This is a genomic window from Pseudanabaena sp. UWO311 (assembly GCF_006937785.1).
Taxonomy (GTDB): Bacteria; Cyanobacteriota; Cyanobacteriia; order Pseudanabaenales; family Pseudanabaenaceae; genus Pseudanabaena.
Map to the genome: position 1 here is coordinate 118,196 of NZ_SJEE01000012.1, position 19,519 is coordinate 137,714.

Consider the following 19,519-nt stretch of genomic DNA (forward strand, 5'->3'; position numbering starts at 1 on the left):
AATCATAGACTATAAAATAAAGATGATTAACCCATCGAGAAAAGAATATGGCTGAAACTGTTACTTTACAAATACCAGAAGCACTGTACCAACGCCTAGCGATCGCGGCAGGAGCAACCCAGCGATCGCCTAACAAAACACAAAAAGTCTCTAGTTCCATGACAAAATTAAAAGGTTTCATTTTATAGGCAATACAGGTTCATGGAAGCACGTCCACAAGAGGTGATCTTTTACGCTACCGAAGACGACGAGCGTCCCTTTGAGCTTTGGTTAGAGTCGCTAAGCGATCGCCAAGCAAGAGCTAGAATTAAAGCACGGCTTGATCGAGTTGAAAATGGAAACTTTGGAGACTACAAGCCTGTTGGTTCAGGAGTCATAGAACTCAGAATTGACTATGGACAAGGTTATCGAATATATTTTGCTCAAGCAGGAGAAACCATAGTTCTTTTGCTATGTGGCGGTGACAAAAACACCCAAAAGCAAGATATCATCAGAGCAAAGCATTACTGGGTAGACTTTCAGAGGAGAGAAAATGCCAACCTATAAAAGCTATCATTCCTACCTAATTGAATCCTTAAAAGATCCCTTAGAAGCCGCCGCTTATTTAGATGCAGTCTTAGAAGATGGAGACTTCGAGCATATTTTACTGGCTTTGAAAAACGTCGCAGAAGCTCAACAAGATATTACAAACAATTCAAAAAACAATAATCTGAATTTAGATCTCAGCTCTCAACTATTTCCAAACCAACAGCCCAGTGAGTTAATGACAATTGCTAAATTACTAAACCAATTAGGGCTAAAACTCTCGGTAACTGTTCAGGAAAAACAACCTGCGTAATAAAATGTTGGCGGCAAAATAGACCAAACCGCAAGCATCGTTTGCTTTGACTCCAAAACAATAATTAACAGGCGATCAGCACGCCAACATGAACCTATTCGAGAATCATCGCCAACAAATCACCGCATCAGAAGCACCCCTCGCCGATCGCCTACGTCCCCGCAACCTTGATGAATTCATTGGACAAGAACATATCCTTGGACAAGGAAGACTACTCCGCCGCGCCATTCAAGCAGATCGCCTATCATCACTCATCTTTTATGGCCCCCCTGGCACAGGCAAAACCACCCTCGCAAGGATTATCGCCAACACCACCAACGCCCACTTCATCGCCATTAATGCCGTCCTCGCAGGTGTAAAAGAAATTAGAGAAGCGATCGAAACTGCTCAAACACAACGAGGCTATCACAATCAACGCACGATCCTCTTTGTCGATGAAGTACATCGCTTCAACAAATCCCAACAGGACGCATTACTACCTTGGGTAGAAAATGGCACAATCATTCTCATCGGTGCAACTACCGAAAACCCCTTCTTTGAAGTGAATAAAGCATTAGTCAGCCGATCGCGATTATTCCAATTAAAGCCATTAACCGAAGCGGATTTGCGGCGAGTACTAGAGCAAGCAATTAGCGATCGCCAAAGAGGTTACGGCAACCTCAAAGTAAAAATTGCCGAAGAAGCTATCGCCCATTTAGCCAATGTCGCCAATGGTGATGCAAGGTCATTGCTGAATGCCTTGGAGCTAGCAGTAGAAACAACGGAACCCGATGAGAATGACGCGATCGCTATTACTTTATCCGTAGCCGAAGAATCCATTCAACAAAGAGCAGTTCTCTACGACAAAGAAGGCGATGCTCATTTCGATACGATTAGCGCTTTCATCAAGAGCGTGCGTGGTTCCGACCCCGATGCGGCTCTCTATTGGTTAGCCAAAATGGTCTATGCAGGCGAAGATTCCCGATTTATTTTGCGGCGATTACTGATTTTAGCGAGCGAAGATATCGGACTTGCTGACCCGCAAGCCGTAGTAGTGGTAAATGCTTGCGCTGAAGCCTTTGACCGCATTGGCTTACCCGAAGGTCGCTATCATTTAGCCCAAGCTACTCTCTATCTTGCCAATGCTGCGAAATCCAATAGTCTCATGGGCTTCTTCGATGCGATCGCCGCTGTAGAGCAGGAACGGCAATCCGATGTTCCCAATCCTCTCAAAGATAGCAGTCGCGATAAAAAAGGATTCGGTCATGGAGCAGGCTATCTCTATCCCCACGCCTATCGCGACCATTGGATTGAGCAGCAATATTTACCCAGCAGTTTGCAAGGACAGGTATTCTATCAACCATCAGATCAAGGGGCAGAAGCTGCGATTAAGTTACAAGTAGAACGCCGCCGCGAAGCTCAATTAGCCGCAATGGTGAGCGGAGTAGTCATAGAATTGCCTGAAATCCTCACCTTTAGCCCCACTGATACTAAAAGCGATCGCTGGTTACAACGCACCATCGGACAGGCAGGTGAAAGATTAGCCAAAATACGCGATCGCCTATTCTCCAAATTATCGTTGCAACGCCATCATGTAGTTCTCAACCTAAATGCCGCAACAGGTTTAATGACATGGGAAGCATTGCGATCGGTTTCAGAAGGCGGAGTCTATGCATTGACTTATCAAGCATCTGAAGCGATCGCTTTGCAAGAACAAGCAGCAAGCTTACCCGAACTTTTGCGCCCAATTGTTTTGCATGGTTCGTTAATAGAGATTCCTAATGTATTAGCCTCTATGCAGTTTGAAGCGATTATTGGCTATAACACTCTGATGCGCGAACCTAACAAATTAGCTTGCACTCAGCAATTAGCCAATCTTTTACAACATGATGGGAAAACTGCTCTTTATGAATCAATTCCCAAACACACTCAACGAATCTATCGGTTAATTGATTTACCTGATGAATTTGGCGATCGCTGGATGCAAGCGGAAGAAGCAATCTATACCAATCCCGATGACTCAATGACAAATTGGGATATTGATGATTTGCGATCGGCTTTTGAGAAAGTGGATTTAAAAGTTGAAATAGAAGTAGAACGCATCACTACGCCGATGCAAATTTCTACAGCTTTATTAAACCGATGGTTTAGCAAGTCTCAGACAAAGCCTTCCTATGCTAGCTATCTAGCCAAGTTTCTCACAGATGACGAAATTGCGATCGCGCAACAATTGCTGACAAACAAACTATTTAATAAAACAGTAGATTGGGTAAGTTCAGCAGCAACGATTACTCATTGATCGCCAAATTAATCTGTTTCCACAATTCGTTAATCGTTAATTATCTATCTTAATATCCTCAATCTTTTGTCTTCTTTTTATTCATTCAACAAAGCCACTCAGATTAAATCTTTGCTCGATCAGGAAGAACTGTCATAGACTAATAAAACCCTTTGGCAATTACGAATATTCACAATTAAATGCGATACTTATTGCTTTGTATTTCTATCCTCAAGTGGTATAAGTCTAATGCGAAGTAAATTTGACCGATTTTGTATTTCCATCCTCAAGTGGTGTATGCCTAATACCGAGCAAATAAGACCGAAGTTCCTGCCAGGCGGTATCCTCTCGCCTAATCATCAGGTTGGCTATTTTGTCAATATCAATAATGGAATTGACGCGATCGATCTCAATGATGGTAGCGTGCTCTGGACGACTGATTTATCATCATATCCACTGTTAGCCACCAATAAGTGGCTAGTAGTACAAAAGAAATTGCCACCTCATTGGAATACTTGGTGCGCTTTTAAGATTGCTACACTCGCTCTGGATAATGGTAGTTTAATCTTTCAGTCAGCAACTATATTCTTTCCCCCTTGGGTCATTGTCCCATTCTATCCTCCTCGCTATTGGGGTGAAACTAATTTAAAGTTTCAACTACGGGCTACTACCAATCGTCTGTTCTTAGATTGGCAAGCTCAAGACTATTATCGAGGAGGAGCCGCCCCACCAGAAGGGATAGACGCTCTATACGCACAACGAAAAGATCGTGGCACAGTGCGAATCGACCTTAATTCTGGTGTTGTGAAGAGACTACCGCCAGAAGATCCTATCACTGACACCTCGGTTGAAGAGTCATTACCCTCTGGATGTTGGATTGCAGGACAGAAAATTGTAGATCTAGTTAGGGACGAGATTGATGGGCAAAAAGGATTACAACTGAGAATCCGCGACAGATATGGAGAGCAGAACATCGAAAAAATTATCGAGATAGGCAAAGGTGAGACGCTACATTATATTGTGACTCTCGATCAATGCTACATATTCGTTTGTCCTGACATATGTGATGTAGAGCAACCTTGGTGGATTTTTGCTGCGGAAACTGGAGAGCTTCTGACAACAGTAAATTACGATGCTAGCTATAAATCTATTGGTATTCGATCAATTGCAATTTTTAATTCTAAAATTTACTATCTTGTCGATCAGCGCATCAATCACCTGACACATCAAAGTGTCCTAAAAGTAAAGGATTTGAATTCTGGGAAATTATGCTGGGAATATTTGGTCGAACCACCAAAAACTCAGCCTCCAAATCCTTGTTAGTGTCTCTGAACAACGCCACGATTATTCTCATCTAGCTTTGGCATACTTAACATCTCATCAGTCAGTAATTCGATCTCATCACGATTGGTATTAGGTTGGATTGGTAATCTACAGGAGTTTGGGGTGATAAAGTCAGCATATAAAGTTGCTGCTGATAAAGGTGATGATTGAATCGATCCCCCCAGGCAAACCTTAACCACCAATAATTTCATATATTTTGGTTGTTATTTAGTTTTTTAGCCGTATATGCTTTAGAGTATAAACCTCAATTTTATTAACATAACCACTATGCGAAATTTAGCGATTAACCGCGAAATAGCAAAATCTTGCGATGTATGACAATACTTCGGACAGTTTCAGTTTTGAATTACCGTAAGATAATGAAGGCGATCCTAAAAGCATTAACATATGAATCTTGGCAAGCGCAATCGTTTCTCTGCTAACAAAATTACCGTCCAATTGCTACGCGAAGGCATAGTCGAGTCTGTACACTCTTGTCAAGCAGCCGTTGTTGATACAAGAGGTCGAATTCTCTCAGCAGCTGGAGATCCGCAGACGACCACCTTTGCCCGTTCTTGCCTTAAGCCAATTCAGGCTTTGCCAGTCTCGATCACGGGTGCACAGGATCGGTTTAACCTTTCAGAAACTGATCTTGCGATTATTTGCGGTTCGCACCAAGGTACGATCGCTCAAGCCAGACAAGTTTTCAGTATTCTTTGGCGATGCGATGTGGAGCCAAGTGCATTGCAATGTCCAGTACCAGAATGCCAAAAAAGTCCGCTTCAGCATAATTGCTCTGGCAAGCACGCAGGCATGATCGCTATATGTAAACAGCAAGGATGGCAGATTTCTTCCTATATGGATCGCCGTCATCCAGTACAGCAACTTGCGCTCAATACAATGGCTGATCTCTTGCATATGCCTGCTGCCGAATTTATCTGCGCCCATGATGATTGTGGAGTTCCCACTTATCTATTAGAAATTGGTCAACTTGCCCGACTCTATGCTCTACTATCCACTCATGATCAATTACACCTAGAACGTATTACCCGTGCGATGACCAGACATCCTGATATGGTGTCTGGGAATGGTCAATTCGACACGGAGCTAATGCGCCTCAGCAATGGCGAAATTATCAGCAAATCTGGTGCTGAAGGGGTTCAATGTATTGGACGGATTGGAGAAGGATTGGGTCTAGCGATCAAAGTTATGGATGGCTCTAAAAGGGCGAAAAATGCAGTTTCTATCCATTTGTTAAAGCAATTAGGATGGATTAACCCTACAGTCGCTCAAAGTTTAGAAGAATCATTTCTTTCTATTGGTAAATATAGCCGTCTAGAAGCAGTTGGAGAGTTGTCATTAGCATAACAGAGCAACCTTTTAAAGTTTATTTGCTATTATCGCTAATTGTCCTAACGGCGTAGCTTTTGCGTTTTATAACTGCAAAAATTAGAACTAGGAAAGTGCAAGTTCCTGCTAAATATAGTGGGTAACCATAGGAAGAAGGATGGTTTTGATTAACGACTAATCCTGCAATTATGGGGCCAAAGGCATTAGATATGCTCAGATAAGATGAGTTTAACCCTAAAATCGTGCCCTGTTCTTCAGGGCTAGTATTGAGGGAAATCAACGCACTAATCATCGGTTGCACAACTGAGTTTAGTAATGAGAAAAGAACGCAAACGGTGACAAAATAATGTACATCTTCCCAAATTGGCATCAAAACGAAGGAAAGACTACGGATGAATAATCCTAAAAAGAGAATCTGAACTAGTTGCAGATGTTTTGTCATTTGAGAAATGCCTAAAGTCTGCATAAGTACACCTAGAACCCCAAACAGCAAAAACATTAAAGCTAAACCATCGCTATTCTGTTTGAGAACTATCAGAAAATAGGGCTGAAATGCGAATGTAAACAGGGTAAATGTCATACCCGTTAGAAAATTAATGATCAATAAGATGCCAATTTTCGGCATGAACAAACCTGTGATCAGTTTTTCTAGTCCAAGGTCGAAGATATTTTGTGCTTTTTTTGCCTTGGTTTTGAGAGTTTCTGGCAGAAGAAATATTGTAAGTAGTAAAGCGATCGCAGCGATTGTTCCCGACACCAAAAAAGATGCCCCAAATGATTTGCCTAGAGGAGTATTCAACGCTACCTTCTGCGCAACCAAGCTGATTGCTGGTCCCAAAATAAAACCTAAACCAAAGGCAGCTCCATTAATACCAAAGGCTTTTGCCCGTTGCTCAGGAGGAGTAACATCAGAAATTACCGCTTGAGCAACAGAGGCATTGCCACCAGTAATTCCGTCGAGAAATCTTGCGAAAAATAAAAAGGTAGCACTTGGGGCAAGTCCTGCCATCAGATTTGCAACCACTGTCCCCGCTAAACTGATGATTAATAATGGTTTGCGTCCAAAGCGATCAGAGAGTTTCCCGATGATTGGAGTAGCAAAAAATTGAGCGATCGCGTAAATTGCAAATAGTAAGCTAGTCTGAAAATCATCTAATTTGAACTGTCTACCATATTGGTACAACACAGGGATCAGAATCGTAAAACTCAGGGAGTTGATAAAAGAAATGAGGGCAATAATCCAAAATTTACGATTCATTCGCTTTGGCGATCGCATATAGTCCTTGTCTATACTACAGCTCTATCACATTTACAGACAGCAGCATTAGAGCAACCGAACCCTAAAAACATGCGATCGTAAAGCTCACACACATATTTTTGCGCCTAGCTGTTTTAGTATTTGTAATACTTCATAAAGCTCATTACTAGGGTTTACCAAAGAAAATAGCCGTGAATTAGCATACTGATTTTGTGAAGTCTTCAAGAATAAAAATTCATTCCCATTGGTAATCATGCCAAATGTTGGTTGTGCGGTTTCCAAATTACTCAACATATAAGCTAAAGCTTGTGGAATCGCTCTTGTTACTGCAAAATCACTTCGTTTTGATTCAATGACTAATAACCAAAGCTGATTTTTGATCACTAATACATCGATCCGTCCTCGAATTATTGCTTCTTCATCTTTCATCTCTAAGGCAATAGCAGTTTCTGTCTCGATCCGAAATGGCTTGTGATAAAAGCCTGCGAGATCTAACAATGGTGCAAGCACTACCATCTTCACTGTATTTTCTAACATTGGTGGATCTTCCATCAATTCTAGAAAATTAGCTTTTACCCGATCTAATAAATGGTGCTCTTCTTCTCTTAATGGTATAAAACTATCCAACCATTCAGTAAAAAAAGTAGGATCTTGAGATATCTGAAGCCCAAAATTTTGCTTTAATTCTCTTAGCGTTACATCTTTTGCTGCGATCGCCTGAACCATGATGAATTCTAGGTAGGAGTAATAATCTTAATAGTAGTGCAAAAACAAAATATCCAACGCGATCGCCCACTCACCCCTCACAAAAAAACGATCGCCCATTCACCCACCCAAAAACCCGATCTCTCAGAGTCGTTTGATGTTAGTGAGTTAGAATTAGAAATATCTAGAAGATAGTTGTTAACAAATTTTGTAATAGTTAAGGAATTCTTATGATGGTCTTTCAGCAGATTATTGATTCTATTGAGGGTTTGTCAATAGAAGATCAGGATTATTTGTTTGAGCTAATCCGTAAGCGGCGAATTGAGAGTCGGCGGCAGGAAATTTTGGCTAATTCTGAAGAGGTGATGAGATCATTTAAAAATGGAACAGCAAAAAGAGGAAGTGTGGATGAATTGATTGCTGATTTACTGGGGGATGATGATGCAAGTTGTTTGGAGTAACGGATTTAAACGGTCTTTCAAAAAAATTACAAAGAAAAATCCACAATTAACTGAGGCAATTGTAAAAGCATTAAGACTGTTGGGAGATGATCCGTTTACACCTTCATTAAAGTCTCACAAGTTGGGAGGAAATTTAGCGGGGTTGTGGTCTTGTTCTGTTGCTTATGATTGTAGGATTGTTTTTAGGTTTTCCGAAGATGAGAAGTTGTTGGAAATGGTGATTTTTTTGGTTGATATTGGGAGTCATGATGAGGTTTATTAATTATTAAATAGCGATCGCCCAATTCCAACCCCAAAAACACGATCGCCCCCTCACTCAACAAAAACGCGATCGCCCAATCATCCCCTCAAAAACGCGATCGCCCAACAACTCACCATAAAAACACGATCGCCCAACAACTCACCATAAAAACACGATCGCCTAATCATCCCCCTCATAAAACACGATCGCCACACCCACCAAAACACGATCGCCTAACTACTCACCAAAAACGCGATCGCCAAATCATCCAACAAAACGCGATCGCCCAACCACCGCCAAAAACATGATCGCCCACTCATCTTCACCAAAAACACGATCGCCCACTCACTCACCAAAAACGCGATCGCCCACTCACCCACAACAAACGCGATCGCCCAACCAAATCATTTTTAATAACGCGATCAATAAATTCTTCAACTAATTTGTTATCTTAGTCATCAACTGATATTTGATTGACTATATCAATAATCTTGTTTAGCCTAGAAATTTCATTTTTAATTTCGGCTTCAGATTGAACTTCCGTCATAGTTCTATCATGGACAAAAGCATTTCTAATCATTTGTAATTTTTCTATATCTGCCACTAAGTCTTTATCTAAAAGATGGAGATGAAACAATTTACCAATAATTAGTCTAATTCTCCATTCGTCTGGAGCGCTAGGATCAGCCAAACGATATTTTGAAATTAAACTTTGTTCAAGAGTTTGCCATTTATGGATAAACTCGCCAATCAAAGTAAACTCTATACTTAATCTATTCTCTTCCTCACGAACTTCTTCTACAGTACTATCACTAGCACCATAAAGGCTTAGGAATCGGGAAAAAGGAATAATATGGAAAGACTGTTCATCAGAATTTCTTCGGAACTCGTCCACTAGTTCATATCGTGGATAAAGAGTTTGTTTATCAACTTTGTGCCACCAGTCTGATTTTTCTTCACCTGAAACAAAAATCACGCTTTTGCTATGTTTCTTCCCTATTTCAAGAATTGTATGCCATATAAGAAGATCTCCAATACCATCATCATCTTTACTAGAATCTTTGTAGCCTGGTGGTAATTTATGAATTTGCCTCTTCTTCAGATCATCCCTGATAAAACGTTCGTCATACTTAAAATCATAGACAACATCTTGGCTAAAAAGTTCGCTATATATGAGACTAACTGGATCGTTCCAACTCCAATTATGAACATGATCCAACACATTGCCGAGTAATTTCCTATACTGTTTTAACAGTTCATCTATCTGCTGTTCAATGATTACAGACTGTTGATATTCTGGCAAGGATTCGAGTAAGGGATATTTCCCTTTTTGTAAGTTTTGAGGGCTATTTCTTTTACTGCTTAACTGCTGAAATAATTCAGCTAGTTTGTTAGCTCTATTTCGAGCAAACTCTCTTGCAACTTGCCCTGGCAAAAACAATCTTTTTTCACTTACGAGCTTTTCATATGTTCTTTTAATTTGTTCAAGACCTTCTTTCCCAATACTGTAGGGAACAAGTAATGCGTTAGTATCAATTATGATAATGCAGTCATCTTTAATTTTATCAAGTGGTTTAGGGCTGTAAGTAAAAATAGGAGTAGCATCTGGGTAAACGGAGTTAGAGATAAAAATGTCAAATTCGTTGTTTAACTTTTTATTTTCACTGGGCATACATTTTTCCTAAAAGTTGAATTACTATTGATAATCTTTATTGGTCTACTTTAGCATTATCTAAAACGTTATAGCTGAATGATTTGAGACGATTATTACCCAAAAAGATATTAAAGTTTTTTGGGTAATATGTTCTCATAAGACTTATTTCAACCTCTCAATTAACCGATCGCCTACTCTTAGAGCATTAGCAATAATCGTCAAAGCAGGACTCACCGCCGCATTAGACGGAAAGAAACTGCCATCTACAACGTAGAGATTATCGAGATCGTGGGCGCGGCAATCGCGATCTAAAACGGAAGTTGCAGGATCGTCACCAAAGCGACAGGTTCCGCATTGATTGGCGACCACTTGCAACGGTGACTCAGAGCGGGGATGCAGGAAACCAGTACGGAAGCCATCTAGTGATTTTTCGATATTTTTTAAGACATCAGTCCATCGATAAATTAAGCGATCGTGGGCTTCCGTATTGTTGGGATTGTAATCGATATGGATTTTGTTATTTTCCCAACGCACCCGATTATTCGTGTCGGGTAAATCCTCCGTTTGCGCCCACCAGCCGATCGAATGGGTCGCTAACTGCTTCAGTCCAAAGTTGGGCATGAGCTTCGCAACAATGGAAAATACAGGCGGAGATTCCGCAAAAATGATGTCGGTGAGTAGTCCGCCCGAATTCTGAATATGTCCCATTGGATAGGGAAAATCTGCATCACCCCAATAGAAATCATTTACATAAATAGACTTTTGGAAGGAGCCGTTATTGGGCTTAGTGCTGAGTTGGACTACCGATGACAACAGGCTTTTCATCAAATTCCGTCCCACTTGATCGGAACTATTGGCAAGCCCTTTCGGATGAGTATCATTTGCCGATCGCAACAGCAACGCCGCCGAATTAATCGCACCACAGGCAAGCACAACAATATCGCCTAAAAACAGATAGGACTGTCCGCCCACTTCTGCTTCTACTCCCTTCACCGATCGTCCTGATGGATTGGTATGGAGACTGATTACTTTGGCTTGGGTTTTCAAGGTGACATTTGCCGACTTTAAGGAAGGGACGAGGCAACTTTCTTCAGAGTCGCTAGTGGGGTCATCCTTTTGACGGGTCAAGCCGAGGGGAATTGTCGATGGATGCAAACCTTGATTAGCGATCGCCTCATAGATCTTTTGCATCTCAGGTTCATTATTCACCGCAGCATAGGGATAATCAGTGCTGTGAGTTGGTTCGGTGCTATCAGAATTTGTCTCGCCATGCACCTTATAGAGATTTTCGGCTTCGGTGTAGTAAGGCTCAAATTCGTCATACTTCACGCACCATTCTGGCGAAATTCCCGCTTGATGGGTGACTTCTTCAAAATCCTTCTCACGTCGCCGCAATAGAGCCGCACCATAGATTTTGGTGTTCCCACCAATCGCATAGTTAGTCTGCGGTGAAAATGGTTCACCTGTGTGGTCATACCATTGTTCAGGAGCATGATAGCGATCGCGTTGAAAGATATCGATATTACTGCGATTCTGTTCTTCGAGGGGCATAAAATCACCTCGTTCGAGAATCAGGATTTTCTTACCTGTGGAAGCCAGTTTATAGGCAAGGGTTCCTCCGCCCGCACCAGTACCTATAATAATCACATCGTAATAATTGTCGTCGATAATCATTAGGTTTCTCTTGGGTTTACTATTGAGTTTAATGGTCAGCTTTATACTTAGTTTTCAGAGTTTATACAATTGGATGGCTACGAATATTTCATGAATACAACTGGGTAATTCTATGCTGGATTTCAGGCTGATTTTTTTCTACATTTTGCCCCGATTATTCCTCAATACGTTAGTAAGTGGGAGCATTTGTTTAATTGTCGGGTCGGCAGTAGGTTTGGTTGTCGGGTTATTACGACGACGCATTCAAGATACTTTATTCGTGAGCTATATCGGCGCTTTCTTTGGTTGTTTGCTGGTCTTCATCACACCTTGGATATCAACACCATACTACTCCCTAAAGACATGGGGAGAAGGTGGATTGGGAGCGATCGCAGTTTTGATAGGGCTATTTTTTGTCTTGATTGGTGGCTTTGCGGGTGGCGCGATCGCCAGTATTTTCTGCTTTCAGGAATTCCTAGCTCTTAGGAAGGAATTGGTAATCAATATTTTGGCTTGTATCTATGTTTTGCAATCCATCTCACTTTATTATCATTATTTCTCTTGGTGTCCGCGTGCTTCTTCCTACTGTACGTTTTAGGAGATGGCAAAAAGCTAATTGGTTAGTGTCACTAATTTTTCGCCACTTGTAAAATGTAATTCTATAATGCTTTTGCTGGAAGGCTTTAAAACATCAAATTTCTTTAAGGTGAAAAAATAAACACACTAACCTAATCGCTAATACCCCAATAATCATTGCCACACATAAATCAACGTAAACAACGCAATCCAAATCACATCAACAAAATGCCAGAATAGCGAAGTTGCCTCAATGCCATACAAACTCTTGTCATATTCATTGGGAAGGAACGATCGCACCAACATGATTAACTGCAACAGCACACCCGTTAAAACGTGCAAACCGTGAAAACCTGTCAGCAAATAGAAACTACCGCCAAACACGCCATCACCAAAGCCAAAGGCTAAACCACTCCATTCCACGGCTTGACCATAGAGGAAGTAACTACCCATAGCGATCGTCAGCAACCAGAAGGCACGAAAGCCCCAAAGTTGCTTTTTATGGAGAAATTTCTCAGCGATATAGATAGTGAAACTGCTGGAAACTAGAATTACTGTATTAATCGCAGGTTCGCGAATTTCTAAGCCTGTGACTCCATCAGGTAGCCAGTTGATGGATGTGGTTTTATAGACAATGTAGGCGGCGAAAAAGCTCAAGAAGATGACGCTTTCGGAAAGTAGGAAGACCACAAAGCCAAATAGCCGATTGTCGGGATGCTCACTATGGGCGGCGTGGGCAACTTCCAAAATAGAATTGTCGCCAACAGAAGTATCAACTGGTTGCATGATTTACCTCCAACTTATCAGGATTAGAAACTAATGGTTCATCTTTGCCATAGCCGTAGGGTTCCGAAATTACAATCGGTAACTCCTCAAAGTTCTCATGGGATGGAGGCGAAGAAATTAGCCATTCTAAACCGATCGCTCGCCAAGGATTTTTGGGAGCTTTTTCTCCCTGTACCCATGAGCCAATCATGTTGAGTAAGAATGGCAATGTCGATATTCCTAGTAGAAATCCGCCTAAACTGGCAATCACATTCCAGAAAGCAAATTCAGGATCGTAGGAGGCAACGCGGCGAGGCATTCCTTGTAAGCCGAGCGGATGCATAGGGAAGAAGCAGGCATTCGTACCAATAAAAGTCAGAATGAAATGTAGTTTGCCTAAACCCTCTGAATACATGCGTCCAGTCATCTTGGGGAACCAATGATACAGCCCTGCGTAGATTCCCATTACCACCGCGCCGTAAATTACATAATGGAAATGTCCAACCACGAAGTAAGTATTATTCACATGAATATCTACGGGTACGGAAGCAAGCATGATGCCTGTAATACCTGCGAATACAAACATCACCAGTGCACCTAATCCAAACAGCATCGCCGTAGTTAGTTTGATTTTGCCGCCCCAGATCGTAGCCACCCAAGCGAAAACCTTGATCCCCGTCGGTACAGAAATCAACATTGTTGTCGCCATAAATAGCATCCTCATCCAGCTAGGTGTACCACTAGCAAACATATGATGCACCCAAACCACCGCACTCAATCCCGTAATGATTAACGAAGATACCGCCACAACCTTGTACCCAAAGAGAGGCTTACGCGCATAAACAGGGAAAATCTCTGAGAAAATCCCAAACACTGGCAGGATAATTACATAAACCGCAGGATGGGAATAGAACCAGAAAAAATGTTGAAAGAGAACGGGATCGCCGCCTTTGGCTGGATCGAAAAAGCTTGTTCCAAAAGTCAAGTCAGACAACAACATCACCGCTCCTGCGGTCAATGCTGGCAATCCAAATAGTTGAATAATTTGCGCGGCGAGGACTGTCCAGACAAACACAGGCATTTTGAACAAAGTCATTCCTGTCGTCCGCATTCGGAAAATCGTAGTCACGAAGTTAATCGCGCCCATAATCGAAGCCACACCCGAAATGGCTACTGCAAGCAACCACAGGAACTGACCATTAACAATATTTCCTGTCGGATTTTGCAAACTTACAGGCGGATAAGCCCACCAGCCTGATTGTGAAGATCCCCCAGGAATAAAGAAGCTTGCCATCAGGATCACGCCAAATACGGGAACCATCCAAAAGGCAACGGCGTTTAACTTAGGGAAAGCCATATCACGAGCGCCGATCATCAACGGCACTAGGTAATTCGATATCCCTAAAAGTACAGGAAATGTCCAGAGAAACAGCATGATCGTGCCGTGCATCGTGAACATGGAGTTGTACACAGCGCGATCGACTAAATCCGATTCAGGGGTAATCAGTTCACCCCGAATCACCATCGCCAGAACGCCGCCAATGAGAAAGAAGAAAAAGGAAGTAACGATATACTGAATCCCAATCACCTTATGATCGGTACTAAATCCAAAAAATCGCCGCCAGTCTTCAGGCTGCTCAGACTGAGGTGGAAGATCGGCGATCGCATCAATAGAAATGTTTGCCATGATTGCTCTTGAGGAATTTAATTAGAACTTGAATAATTCACTACTGGCGGAGCCGCAGGGATAACTGTCATTAGCATCAGGATTGTAAGCAGATACTGGCTTAACATTAGAAGCATCTGCTAACCATTTTGAAGTGAATAAATTACAACATAAATAGGCGGCTATTATGTCTAAAGAGTTTTAAGACCGATTCATTCTTCACATGAGACAAGTGATCGGGCAAGTACGGCATTGTAATACTGTACATGTCGGCAGTTAATTCTGGGGAAATCTTAAACTCAATACACCAGTCTTTCTCAGGGTCTTCTTTAATATTAAAAACCCAACCATCAATCACCTCACCACCGTTTTTAAGGATTGTAGAAGCTCTATGTTTTGCCCACATGGTTTCAGCCAATTTGAATAGGACAGGATTAAAAAAAAGCGAAAACAAATTCAGTATCGCCAAACCACTCAACCCAAATCCAGCAAATTGGATTAGCAATGTAACTTGTGGCAAGTTCCAAATGTTTACTGCCTTTGCCAATTCAATTAGCCCTTGAGCTAAAATAAATGGAATTAAAATTAGCCCAACCACAAATAAAATCGGCATTTGAAAAGCTCTATAGACACCGTCCACAACCATTAATCGTTCTGGTAAACTGGATTCACCACGAATGAACGCTTGATTTTGGGGATAAAACAGTATGAGAGAATCAAACCCACTAACCATAGATAAACCCTAGCTTATTATTTTGTGTCCGGAACATTTGAATAATTCACCACAGGCGGAGCCGCAGGGATAACTGTCGCCCAATTATTTGCATTAGCGCGTTTAGCATATTCATTAGATGCACGATTATAGGCAGCTACAGGCGTAGCGATAGAAGCATCCGCCAACCATTTTTGATAGGCTTCAGGCGACTCCACTACCACATCCGTTTGCATCGCCGCAAAGTAAGTGCCGCTATATTGCGAATCTCGCAAGCGATATTTCCCTTCACGAATCGGTGTAAATTCAAAATCAATATCACGTCCCGGAATTACATCTTGCTTCACCCGAAAAGCAGGAATATACAAGCCATGCAGCACATCTTCCGAATGAAGTACTAACTTGATCCTGCGATTATTGGGTAAATGTAATTCTGTACTACTAACATCGATACTAGTGCCTTTGCCATAAACGAACTCCCACGACCATTGCCGCGCAAATACATCAATTTTTTCTGTAGTTGCAGTTTCATCTCTATCCATCGATGCCGCATCAGCCGATGCCACGATCTGTCCATGATGAGCGTGTTCCATGGGACCTAAGATCGACATCTTGTCATAGATTTGATAGCTATAGGCGGCAATCCAAATCACCAAGGCAAAAGGAATCGCTGTCCAGATGATTTCTAATTTGACATTGCCTTCGATATGAGGACCATCACTATAGTCATATTTTCCTGCGCGTTGAAACAAGATGGAATAGCTCAAAGTGCCAACTACACCAAGAAAAATAAAAGTTCCTAATGTCACTAAAAAGCTAAATAGGTTATCCACCAAAATCGATTCTGCGGAAGCTTGCGGCGGGAACCATGTATAGGCAGCTTGTCCCATCCAGAGACTGATGAGGGCGATCGCGATCGCAATCCCACCTAAAATTAAACCCGTGCGTAGTTTCATAGATCTCCCTATTTCAGTAATTGATTGAGATCGGCATTATTCCCCAAGCGCAACAGGCGATCGGCGGTGATATGTACGCCAAATTCCGAAGCAAGTTGTGCACCTAAAGTTCCATGAGCAAACATGATCACAAAAATCGCTAATCCAGCTAATAGATAGCTCCATTGCACCTGCTGTCCCATATCCTTGCGCCAGAGAAATCTCTGAAATCCTCTCCATACAGTCATGCCGACAATGAGGGCTAGCAGTAAAACGCCGCCCACACCATGCCAGATCATAGTTTCCATTGCTTGAAAACCCCAAGCACTCTTCACATTTGGATCAGGAGTGGCTAACAAGATCTCATAAAAGCCAGCAGCCACAGTAAAGAAGGTGATGATCGAAGCGGCGACCATGTTGTACCAACCGACATCAAAAAAGTTGGAACGTGCAGCAGGAATTGCAAGAAACTTGAAAAATGGCTTTTCCAGAACAAAAAACACACCGACAAAATCAAACCCGATCGCCACAATAAACAGACCCAAAGTCATGTGAACAAGATTGGGATGAATGGGAATTGCATAGGGTAATCCATTAACACCCAACTGACTACCTAATTGATTAATCAAGTCTGGATTCATTTTAAACTAGCCTCCCTTAAAGCTTCGACAACGGCAACTGTATGCAGTCCGTAGACCCAAACTAAGAGGTCTCCCAAATAAACTTGAAACAAAACCAGTCCAGTCAGTAATACACCTGCGCTAAGGAACGAAACAGGCAATACCTTTGGATCACGGATACGAATTACATAGCGCCATCCTGTAATCGCGGCGATAATTCCTGATAATGACCAACCAATAATGGTATGCAAGTTTAAAGTAGCTTCTACTGAACTATAAGGTTCAGCAAGTCCCGCTTCAATTTGTCCAAAGACGATCGCAATAAAGATAGAAATAGTGGCAAAAAAGTAATTCCACCAGCTAACTTCATATAGGCGAGGGTTGCGAGTGAAGTAGCCGATCGCATCGCATACTACCGAAAACAACACCATCGCAATCACAAAATGCACCACAATCGGATGAATTGTATCTGGATAGGGCAAATTATGGTCATTTAACGGTGGAAGGTATTCCAGCATAGTATTTTTAATACTCAATGAAGGATTGGATTTGCGTATGCTGTTATTTTAGTCTAAACATATGAGAATTAAACCTTGCGAAAAAAGAGAATTAGTCTTGTAAAAAAGAGAATGAGCCTTCGTAAATGTTTGTCTAGCATTTTGAAGAATATGTCTCAGATTTTGTTGTTATAAGTACCTCTGTGCAGAATAAATCACCCAAACCCGTAAGGTTTCGACCCTCAGGGTCGAAACCTTACGGGTTTGGGTGTGTAATTAATTAAGCGAGTCTACTTAAGCTTCAAATAGCCATTACTATTCCCAATTGTTGTTATCCTTACGCGAATAGTTGATCTAAGTCAAAAGACAACACGTCAAAGCTCAAGCGATATAATAAGTGTTTAAAGTTCTCATTTTGCTTATAGCAATGAAAGTTGTGTTTAGGACATAAAGCCCAAATAAATGAAGGCGGCGCTTTGCACCGCCTTCATTTATTTGGTATTTGGGCTTTGATTTGTCCTAGCTATCTCTTTCATTGCTATAAGCAAAATTTCTTTACGATTCCAGCCCAATGGTTGAAGTCATCATTTAGGTTTAGCTCTAAACTTGAAATAAGCAGATCAGTATAATTTAAAATCCAAAGCTAGAATCTGCACCGCCCGCGCAGCGGGCGGTGCAGATTCTAGGGTTTTATATTTAATTCTTCGCTAAAAGTTGATTATATACATCAGGAAATTTTAAGGATGGATACTTGGGAAAGCTTTCGGATGGCAGGCAAAACCCTTGCCGCTAATCGCTTGCGTAGCACATTGACAATGCTCGGTATCATCATCGGCAATGCCTCAGTAATTTTGATGGTTGGGATCGGTCAAGGCGCACAAAAATATGCTGCTGAACAGTTCCAGTCACTTGGTACAGACGTGATTTTTGTGATTACTGGTACTGACAATGCGCGACGGAATGTAATTGCACCGCCCAATCGACTAGTGCTTGCCGATGCCGAAGCGATCGCTACCCAAGTACCCACCGTTCGCAGTGTTGCAGCGCAGATTAATGGCTCCGAGCTAGCGATCGCAGGTAACAATACTAAACGTGCCACCCTGATCGGGACGACGGACACCTATGCGATCGTCCGCAATGCCGAAGTTAGCGCAGGACGTTTTTTTAACGAGGAAGATATCAAACGGAATGCGCGAGTCATCACAGTCGGAGCTGCGATCGCGAAAGAGTTATTCCCACAGGGATCGGCTATTGGACAGACGGTGAGAATGCGAGGTACTAGCTATGAAGTGATCGGCATAATGTCGGAAAAAGGCGCTTTTCTGGGTACGAACCAAGATGACACAATTTTTATGCCGATTACGACCATGTCTAGCCGACTGACTGGCAAAACTTCCCCCTATGGAGTTGCTGTCGCTGTAATTAATGTGTCAGCAACTAGCAACGACAATGTAGACGCTGCCCAATTCCAAATCTCAAATCTATTGCGATTGCGCCACCGTACCTCTGATGTCAATGCTGACGATACATTTACAATTCGTACCCAACAGGACGCGCTAGCAATTGTTGGGAATATTACAGGTGCTTTAACGATTATGCTTGCTGCGATCGCAGGTATTTCTCTCCTAGTTGGTGGAATCGGCATTATGAATATCATGCTGGTGTCAGTTACCGAGCGCACCAGCGAAATCGGACTTCGTAAAGCGATTGGTGCTTCACCCAGCGATATTCTCACCCAGTTCACAATTGAAGCGGTGATTTTATCATTGCTAGGTGGTGCGATCGGTACAGGTATTGGCGTTGGTGGCATTCTACTGATCGCCGCAGTTTCTCCATTACAAGCTGGTGTATCCATCAGCGCAATATGCCTTGCTGTGGGGGTATCTGGCGGCATCGGGTTATTTTTTGGCATATTCCCCGCCCGACAAGCTGCCCGACTTGATCCAATTGTGGCTTTGAGAAGTATTTAACACAAGCATGAGAGGCGGCGCGAAGCGCCGCCTCTCAT

Annotated in this window: 23 protein-coding genes; 11 read left to right on the forward strand and 12 right to left on the reverse strand. The window is 42.1% G+C overall.

Features of this window, described 5'->3' with window-relative positions; translation table 11 throughout:
- Window positions 1-47: 47 nt before the first annotated feature.
- The 5 genes from PseudUWO311_RS24005 to PseudUWO311_RS11495 all read left to right on the forward strand — a co-directional run bounded on the left by PseudUWO311_RS24005 (window position 48) and on the right by PseudUWO311_RS11495 (window position 4,418).
- Window positions 48-188, forward strand: coding sequence for a hypothetical protein (locus PseudUWO311_RS24005; RefSeq protein WP_190303469.1), 141 nt, complete (start codon window positions 48-50; stop codon window positions 186-188).
- A 13-nt stretch (window positions 189-201) separates the two neighbouring features.
- Window positions 202-546 (forward strand): type II toxin-antitoxin system RelE/ParE family toxin, encoded by a 345-nt coding sequence (locus PseudUWO311_RS11480; protein WP_142655370.1) that lies wholly within the window; start codon window positions 202-204, stop codon window positions 544-546.
- Window positions 533-838 carry a DNA-binding protein gene (locus PseudUWO311_RS11485; RefSeq protein ID WP_142655371.1) on the forward strand — a complete coding sequence of 102 codons (306 nt, stop codon included), beginning with the start codon at window positions 533-535 and terminating at the stop codon, window positions 836-838. The genes PseudUWO311_RS11480 and PseudUWO311_RS11485 overlap by 14 nt, the downstream gene beginning before the upstream one ends.
- An 88-nt stretch (window positions 839-926) precedes the next feature.
- Window positions 927-3,116 carry an AAA family ATPase gene (locus PseudUWO311_RS11490; protein ID WP_142655372.1) on the forward strand — a complete coding sequence of 730 codons (2,190 nt, stop codon included), beginning with the start codon at window positions 927-929 and terminating at the stop codon, window positions 3,114-3,116.
- Window positions 3,117-3,392: 276 nt separating this feature from the next.
- On the forward strand, window positions 3,393-4,418 hold the full coding sequence (locus PseudUWO311_RS11495; protein ID WP_142655373.1) for a hypothetical protein: 1,026 nt from the start codon (window positions 3,393-3,395) through the stop codon (window positions 4,416-4,418).
- On the opposite strand, the gene PseudUWO311_RS11500 is transcribed toward PseudUWO311_RS11495, so the two are convergent.
- Window positions 4,415-4,630 carry a hypothetical protein gene (locus tag PseudUWO311_RS11500; RefSeq protein WP_142655374.1) on the reverse strand — a complete coding sequence of 72 codons (216 nt, stop codon included), beginning with the start codon at window positions 4,628-4,630 and terminating at the stop codon, window positions 4,415-4,417. The genes PseudUWO311_RS11495 and PseudUWO311_RS11500 overlap by 4 nt on opposite strands.
- 196 nt (window positions 4,631-4,826) lie before the next feature.
- On the opposite strand from PseudUWO311_RS11500, the gene PseudUWO311_RS11505 reads away from it, so the two are divergent.
- Complete coding sequence (locus PseudUWO311_RS11505; protein ID WP_142655375.1) at window positions 4,827-5,786, forward strand: asparaginase; 960 nt, start codon at window positions 4,827-4,829, stop codon at window positions 5,784-5,786.
- A gap of 19 nt (window positions 5,787-5,805) precedes the next feature.
- On the opposite strand, the gene PseudUWO311_RS11510 is transcribed toward PseudUWO311_RS11505, so the two are convergent.
- Entirely contained in the window at window positions 5,806-7,026 is a 1,221-nt protein-coding gene (locus PseudUWO311_RS11510) for an MFS transporter (protein ID WP_142655376.1), read from the reverse strand.
- Window positions 7,027-7,131: 105 nt separating this feature from the next.
- Window positions 7,132-7,752: a type I restriction enzyme HsdR N-terminal domain-containing protein gene (locus PseudUWO311_RS11515; protein ID WP_142655377.1), complete on the reverse strand. Its 621-nt coding sequence runs from the start codon at window positions 7,750-7,752 to the stop codon at window positions 7,132-7,134.
- A gap of 36 nt (window positions 7,753-7,788) precedes the next feature.
- On the opposite strand from PseudUWO311_RS11515, the gene PseudUWO311_RS24010 reads away from it, so the two are divergent.
- Genes PseudUWO311_RS24010 through PseudUWO311_RS11525 form a run of 3 tightly spaced genes read left to right on the forward strand, consistent with a single transcriptional unit; the run spans window position 7,789 to window position 8,454 of the window.
- A complete protein-coding gene (locus tag PseudUWO311_RS24010; protein ID WP_190303470.1) occupies window positions 7,789-7,926 on the forward strand; it encodes a hypothetical protein in 138 nt (45 codons plus the stop codon).
- Between the two features lie 35 nt (window positions 7,927-7,961).
- Window positions 7,962-8,192, forward strand: a complete 231-nt coding sequence (locus PseudUWO311_RS11520) for a hypothetical protein (RefSeq protein WP_142655378.1) — start codon at window positions 7,962-7,964, stop codon at window positions 8,190-8,192.
- Window positions 8,173-8,454: a type II toxin-antitoxin system YafQ family toxin gene (locus PseudUWO311_RS11525; RefSeq protein ID WP_055073920.1), complete on the forward strand. Its 282-nt coding sequence runs from the start codon at window positions 8,173-8,175 to the stop codon at window positions 8,452-8,454. Before PseudUWO311_RS11520 ends, PseudUWO311_RS11525 begins: the two co-directional genes overlap by 20 nt.
- Before the next feature lie 212 nt (window positions 8,455-8,666).
- On the opposite strand, the gene PseudUWO311_RS24615 is transcribed toward PseudUWO311_RS11525, so the two are convergent.
- The 3 genes from PseudUWO311_RS24615 to PseudUWO311_RS11535 all read right to left on the reverse strand — a co-directional run bounded on the left by PseudUWO311_RS24615 (window position 8,667) and on the right by PseudUWO311_RS11535 (window position 11,761).
- Window positions 8,667-8,789 carry a hypothetical protein gene (locus PseudUWO311_RS24615; RefSeq protein ID WP_263402934.1) on the reverse strand — a complete coding sequence of 41 codons (123 nt, stop codon included), beginning with the start codon at window positions 8,787-8,789 and terminating at the stop codon, window positions 8,667-8,669.
- A 95-nt stretch (window positions 8,790-8,884) separates the two neighbouring features.
- Window positions 8,885-10,105: a PIN domain-containing protein gene (locus PseudUWO311_RS11530; RefSeq protein WP_142655379.1), complete on the reverse strand. Its 1,221-nt coding sequence runs from the start codon at window positions 10,103-10,105 to the stop codon at window positions 8,885-8,887.
- 144 nt (window positions 10,106-10,249) lie between these two features.
- Window positions 10,250-11,761 carry a GMC oxidoreductase gene (locus PseudUWO311_RS11535; protein ID WP_142655380.1) on the reverse strand — a complete coding sequence of 504 codons (1,512 nt, stop codon included), beginning with the start codon at window positions 11,759-11,761 and terminating at the stop codon, window positions 10,250-10,252.
- A 112-nt stretch (window positions 11,762-11,873) separates the two neighbouring features.
- Here PseudUWO311_RS11535 and PseudUWO311_RS11540 point away from each other — a divergent pair, with 112 nt between their 5' ends.
- A complete protein-coding gene (locus tag PseudUWO311_RS11540) occupies window positions 11,874-12,338 on the forward strand; it encodes a hypothetical protein (RefSeq protein WP_142655381.1) in 465 nt (154 codons plus the stop codon).
- A 152-nt stretch (window positions 12,339-12,490) separates the two neighbouring features.
- On the opposite strand, the gene PseudUWO311_RS11545 is transcribed toward PseudUWO311_RS11540, so the two are convergent.
- From PseudUWO311_RS11545 to PseudUWO311_RS11570, 6 genes are all read right to left on the reverse strand, one after another.
- Window positions 12,491-13,102, reverse strand: a complete 612-nt coding sequence (locus PseudUWO311_RS11545) for a heme-copper oxidase subunit III (RefSeq protein ID WP_142655382.1) — start codon at window positions 13,100-13,102, stop codon at window positions 12,491-12,493.
- The gene (ctaD, locus tag PseudUWO311_RS11550; protein ID WP_142655383.1) at window positions 13,089-14,768 is read right to left on the reverse strand and encodes a cytochrome c oxidase subunit I; all 1,680 of its coding nucleotides are present in this window, start codon (window positions 14,766-14,768) and stop codon (window positions 13,089-13,091) included. Before ctaD ends, PseudUWO311_RS11545 begins: the two co-directional genes overlap by 14 nt.
- 142 nt (window positions 14,769-14,910) lie before the next feature.
- Window positions 14,911-15,480, reverse strand: coding sequence for a hypothetical protein (locus PseudUWO311_RS11555; protein ID WP_142655384.1), 570 nt, complete (start codon window positions 15,478-15,480; stop codon window positions 14,911-14,913).
- Between the two features lie 17 nt (window positions 15,481-15,497).
- Window positions 15,498-16,415 (reverse strand): cytochrome c oxidase subunit II, encoded by a 918-nt coding sequence (locus PseudUWO311_RS11560; RefSeq protein WP_142655385.1) that lies wholly within the window; start codon window positions 16,413-16,415, stop codon window positions 15,498-15,500.
- An 8-nt stretch (window positions 16,416-16,423) separates the two neighbouring features.
- Window positions 16,424-17,035: a DUF2231 domain-containing protein gene (locus PseudUWO311_RS11565; protein ID WP_142655386.1), complete on the reverse strand. Its 612-nt coding sequence runs from the start codon at window positions 17,033-17,035 to the stop codon at window positions 16,424-16,426.
- The gene (locus tag PseudUWO311_RS11570) at window positions 17,032-17,532 is read right to left on the reverse strand and encodes a DUF2231 domain-containing protein (RefSeq protein ID WP_142655387.1); all 501 of its coding nucleotides are present in this window, start codon (window positions 17,530-17,532) and stop codon (window positions 17,032-17,034) included. Before PseudUWO311_RS11570 ends, PseudUWO311_RS11565 begins: the two co-directional genes overlap by 4 nt.
- A 722-nt stretch (window positions 17,533-18,254) precedes the next feature.
- Here PseudUWO311_RS11570 and PseudUWO311_RS11575 point away from each other — a divergent pair.
- Window positions 18,255-19,481 carry an ABC transporter permease gene (locus PseudUWO311_RS11575; RefSeq protein WP_103669170.1) on the forward strand — a complete coding sequence of 409 codons (1,227 nt, stop codon included), beginning with the start codon at window positions 18,255-18,257 and terminating at the stop codon, window positions 19,479-19,481.
- Window positions 19,482-19,519 lie beyond the last annotated feature (38 nt).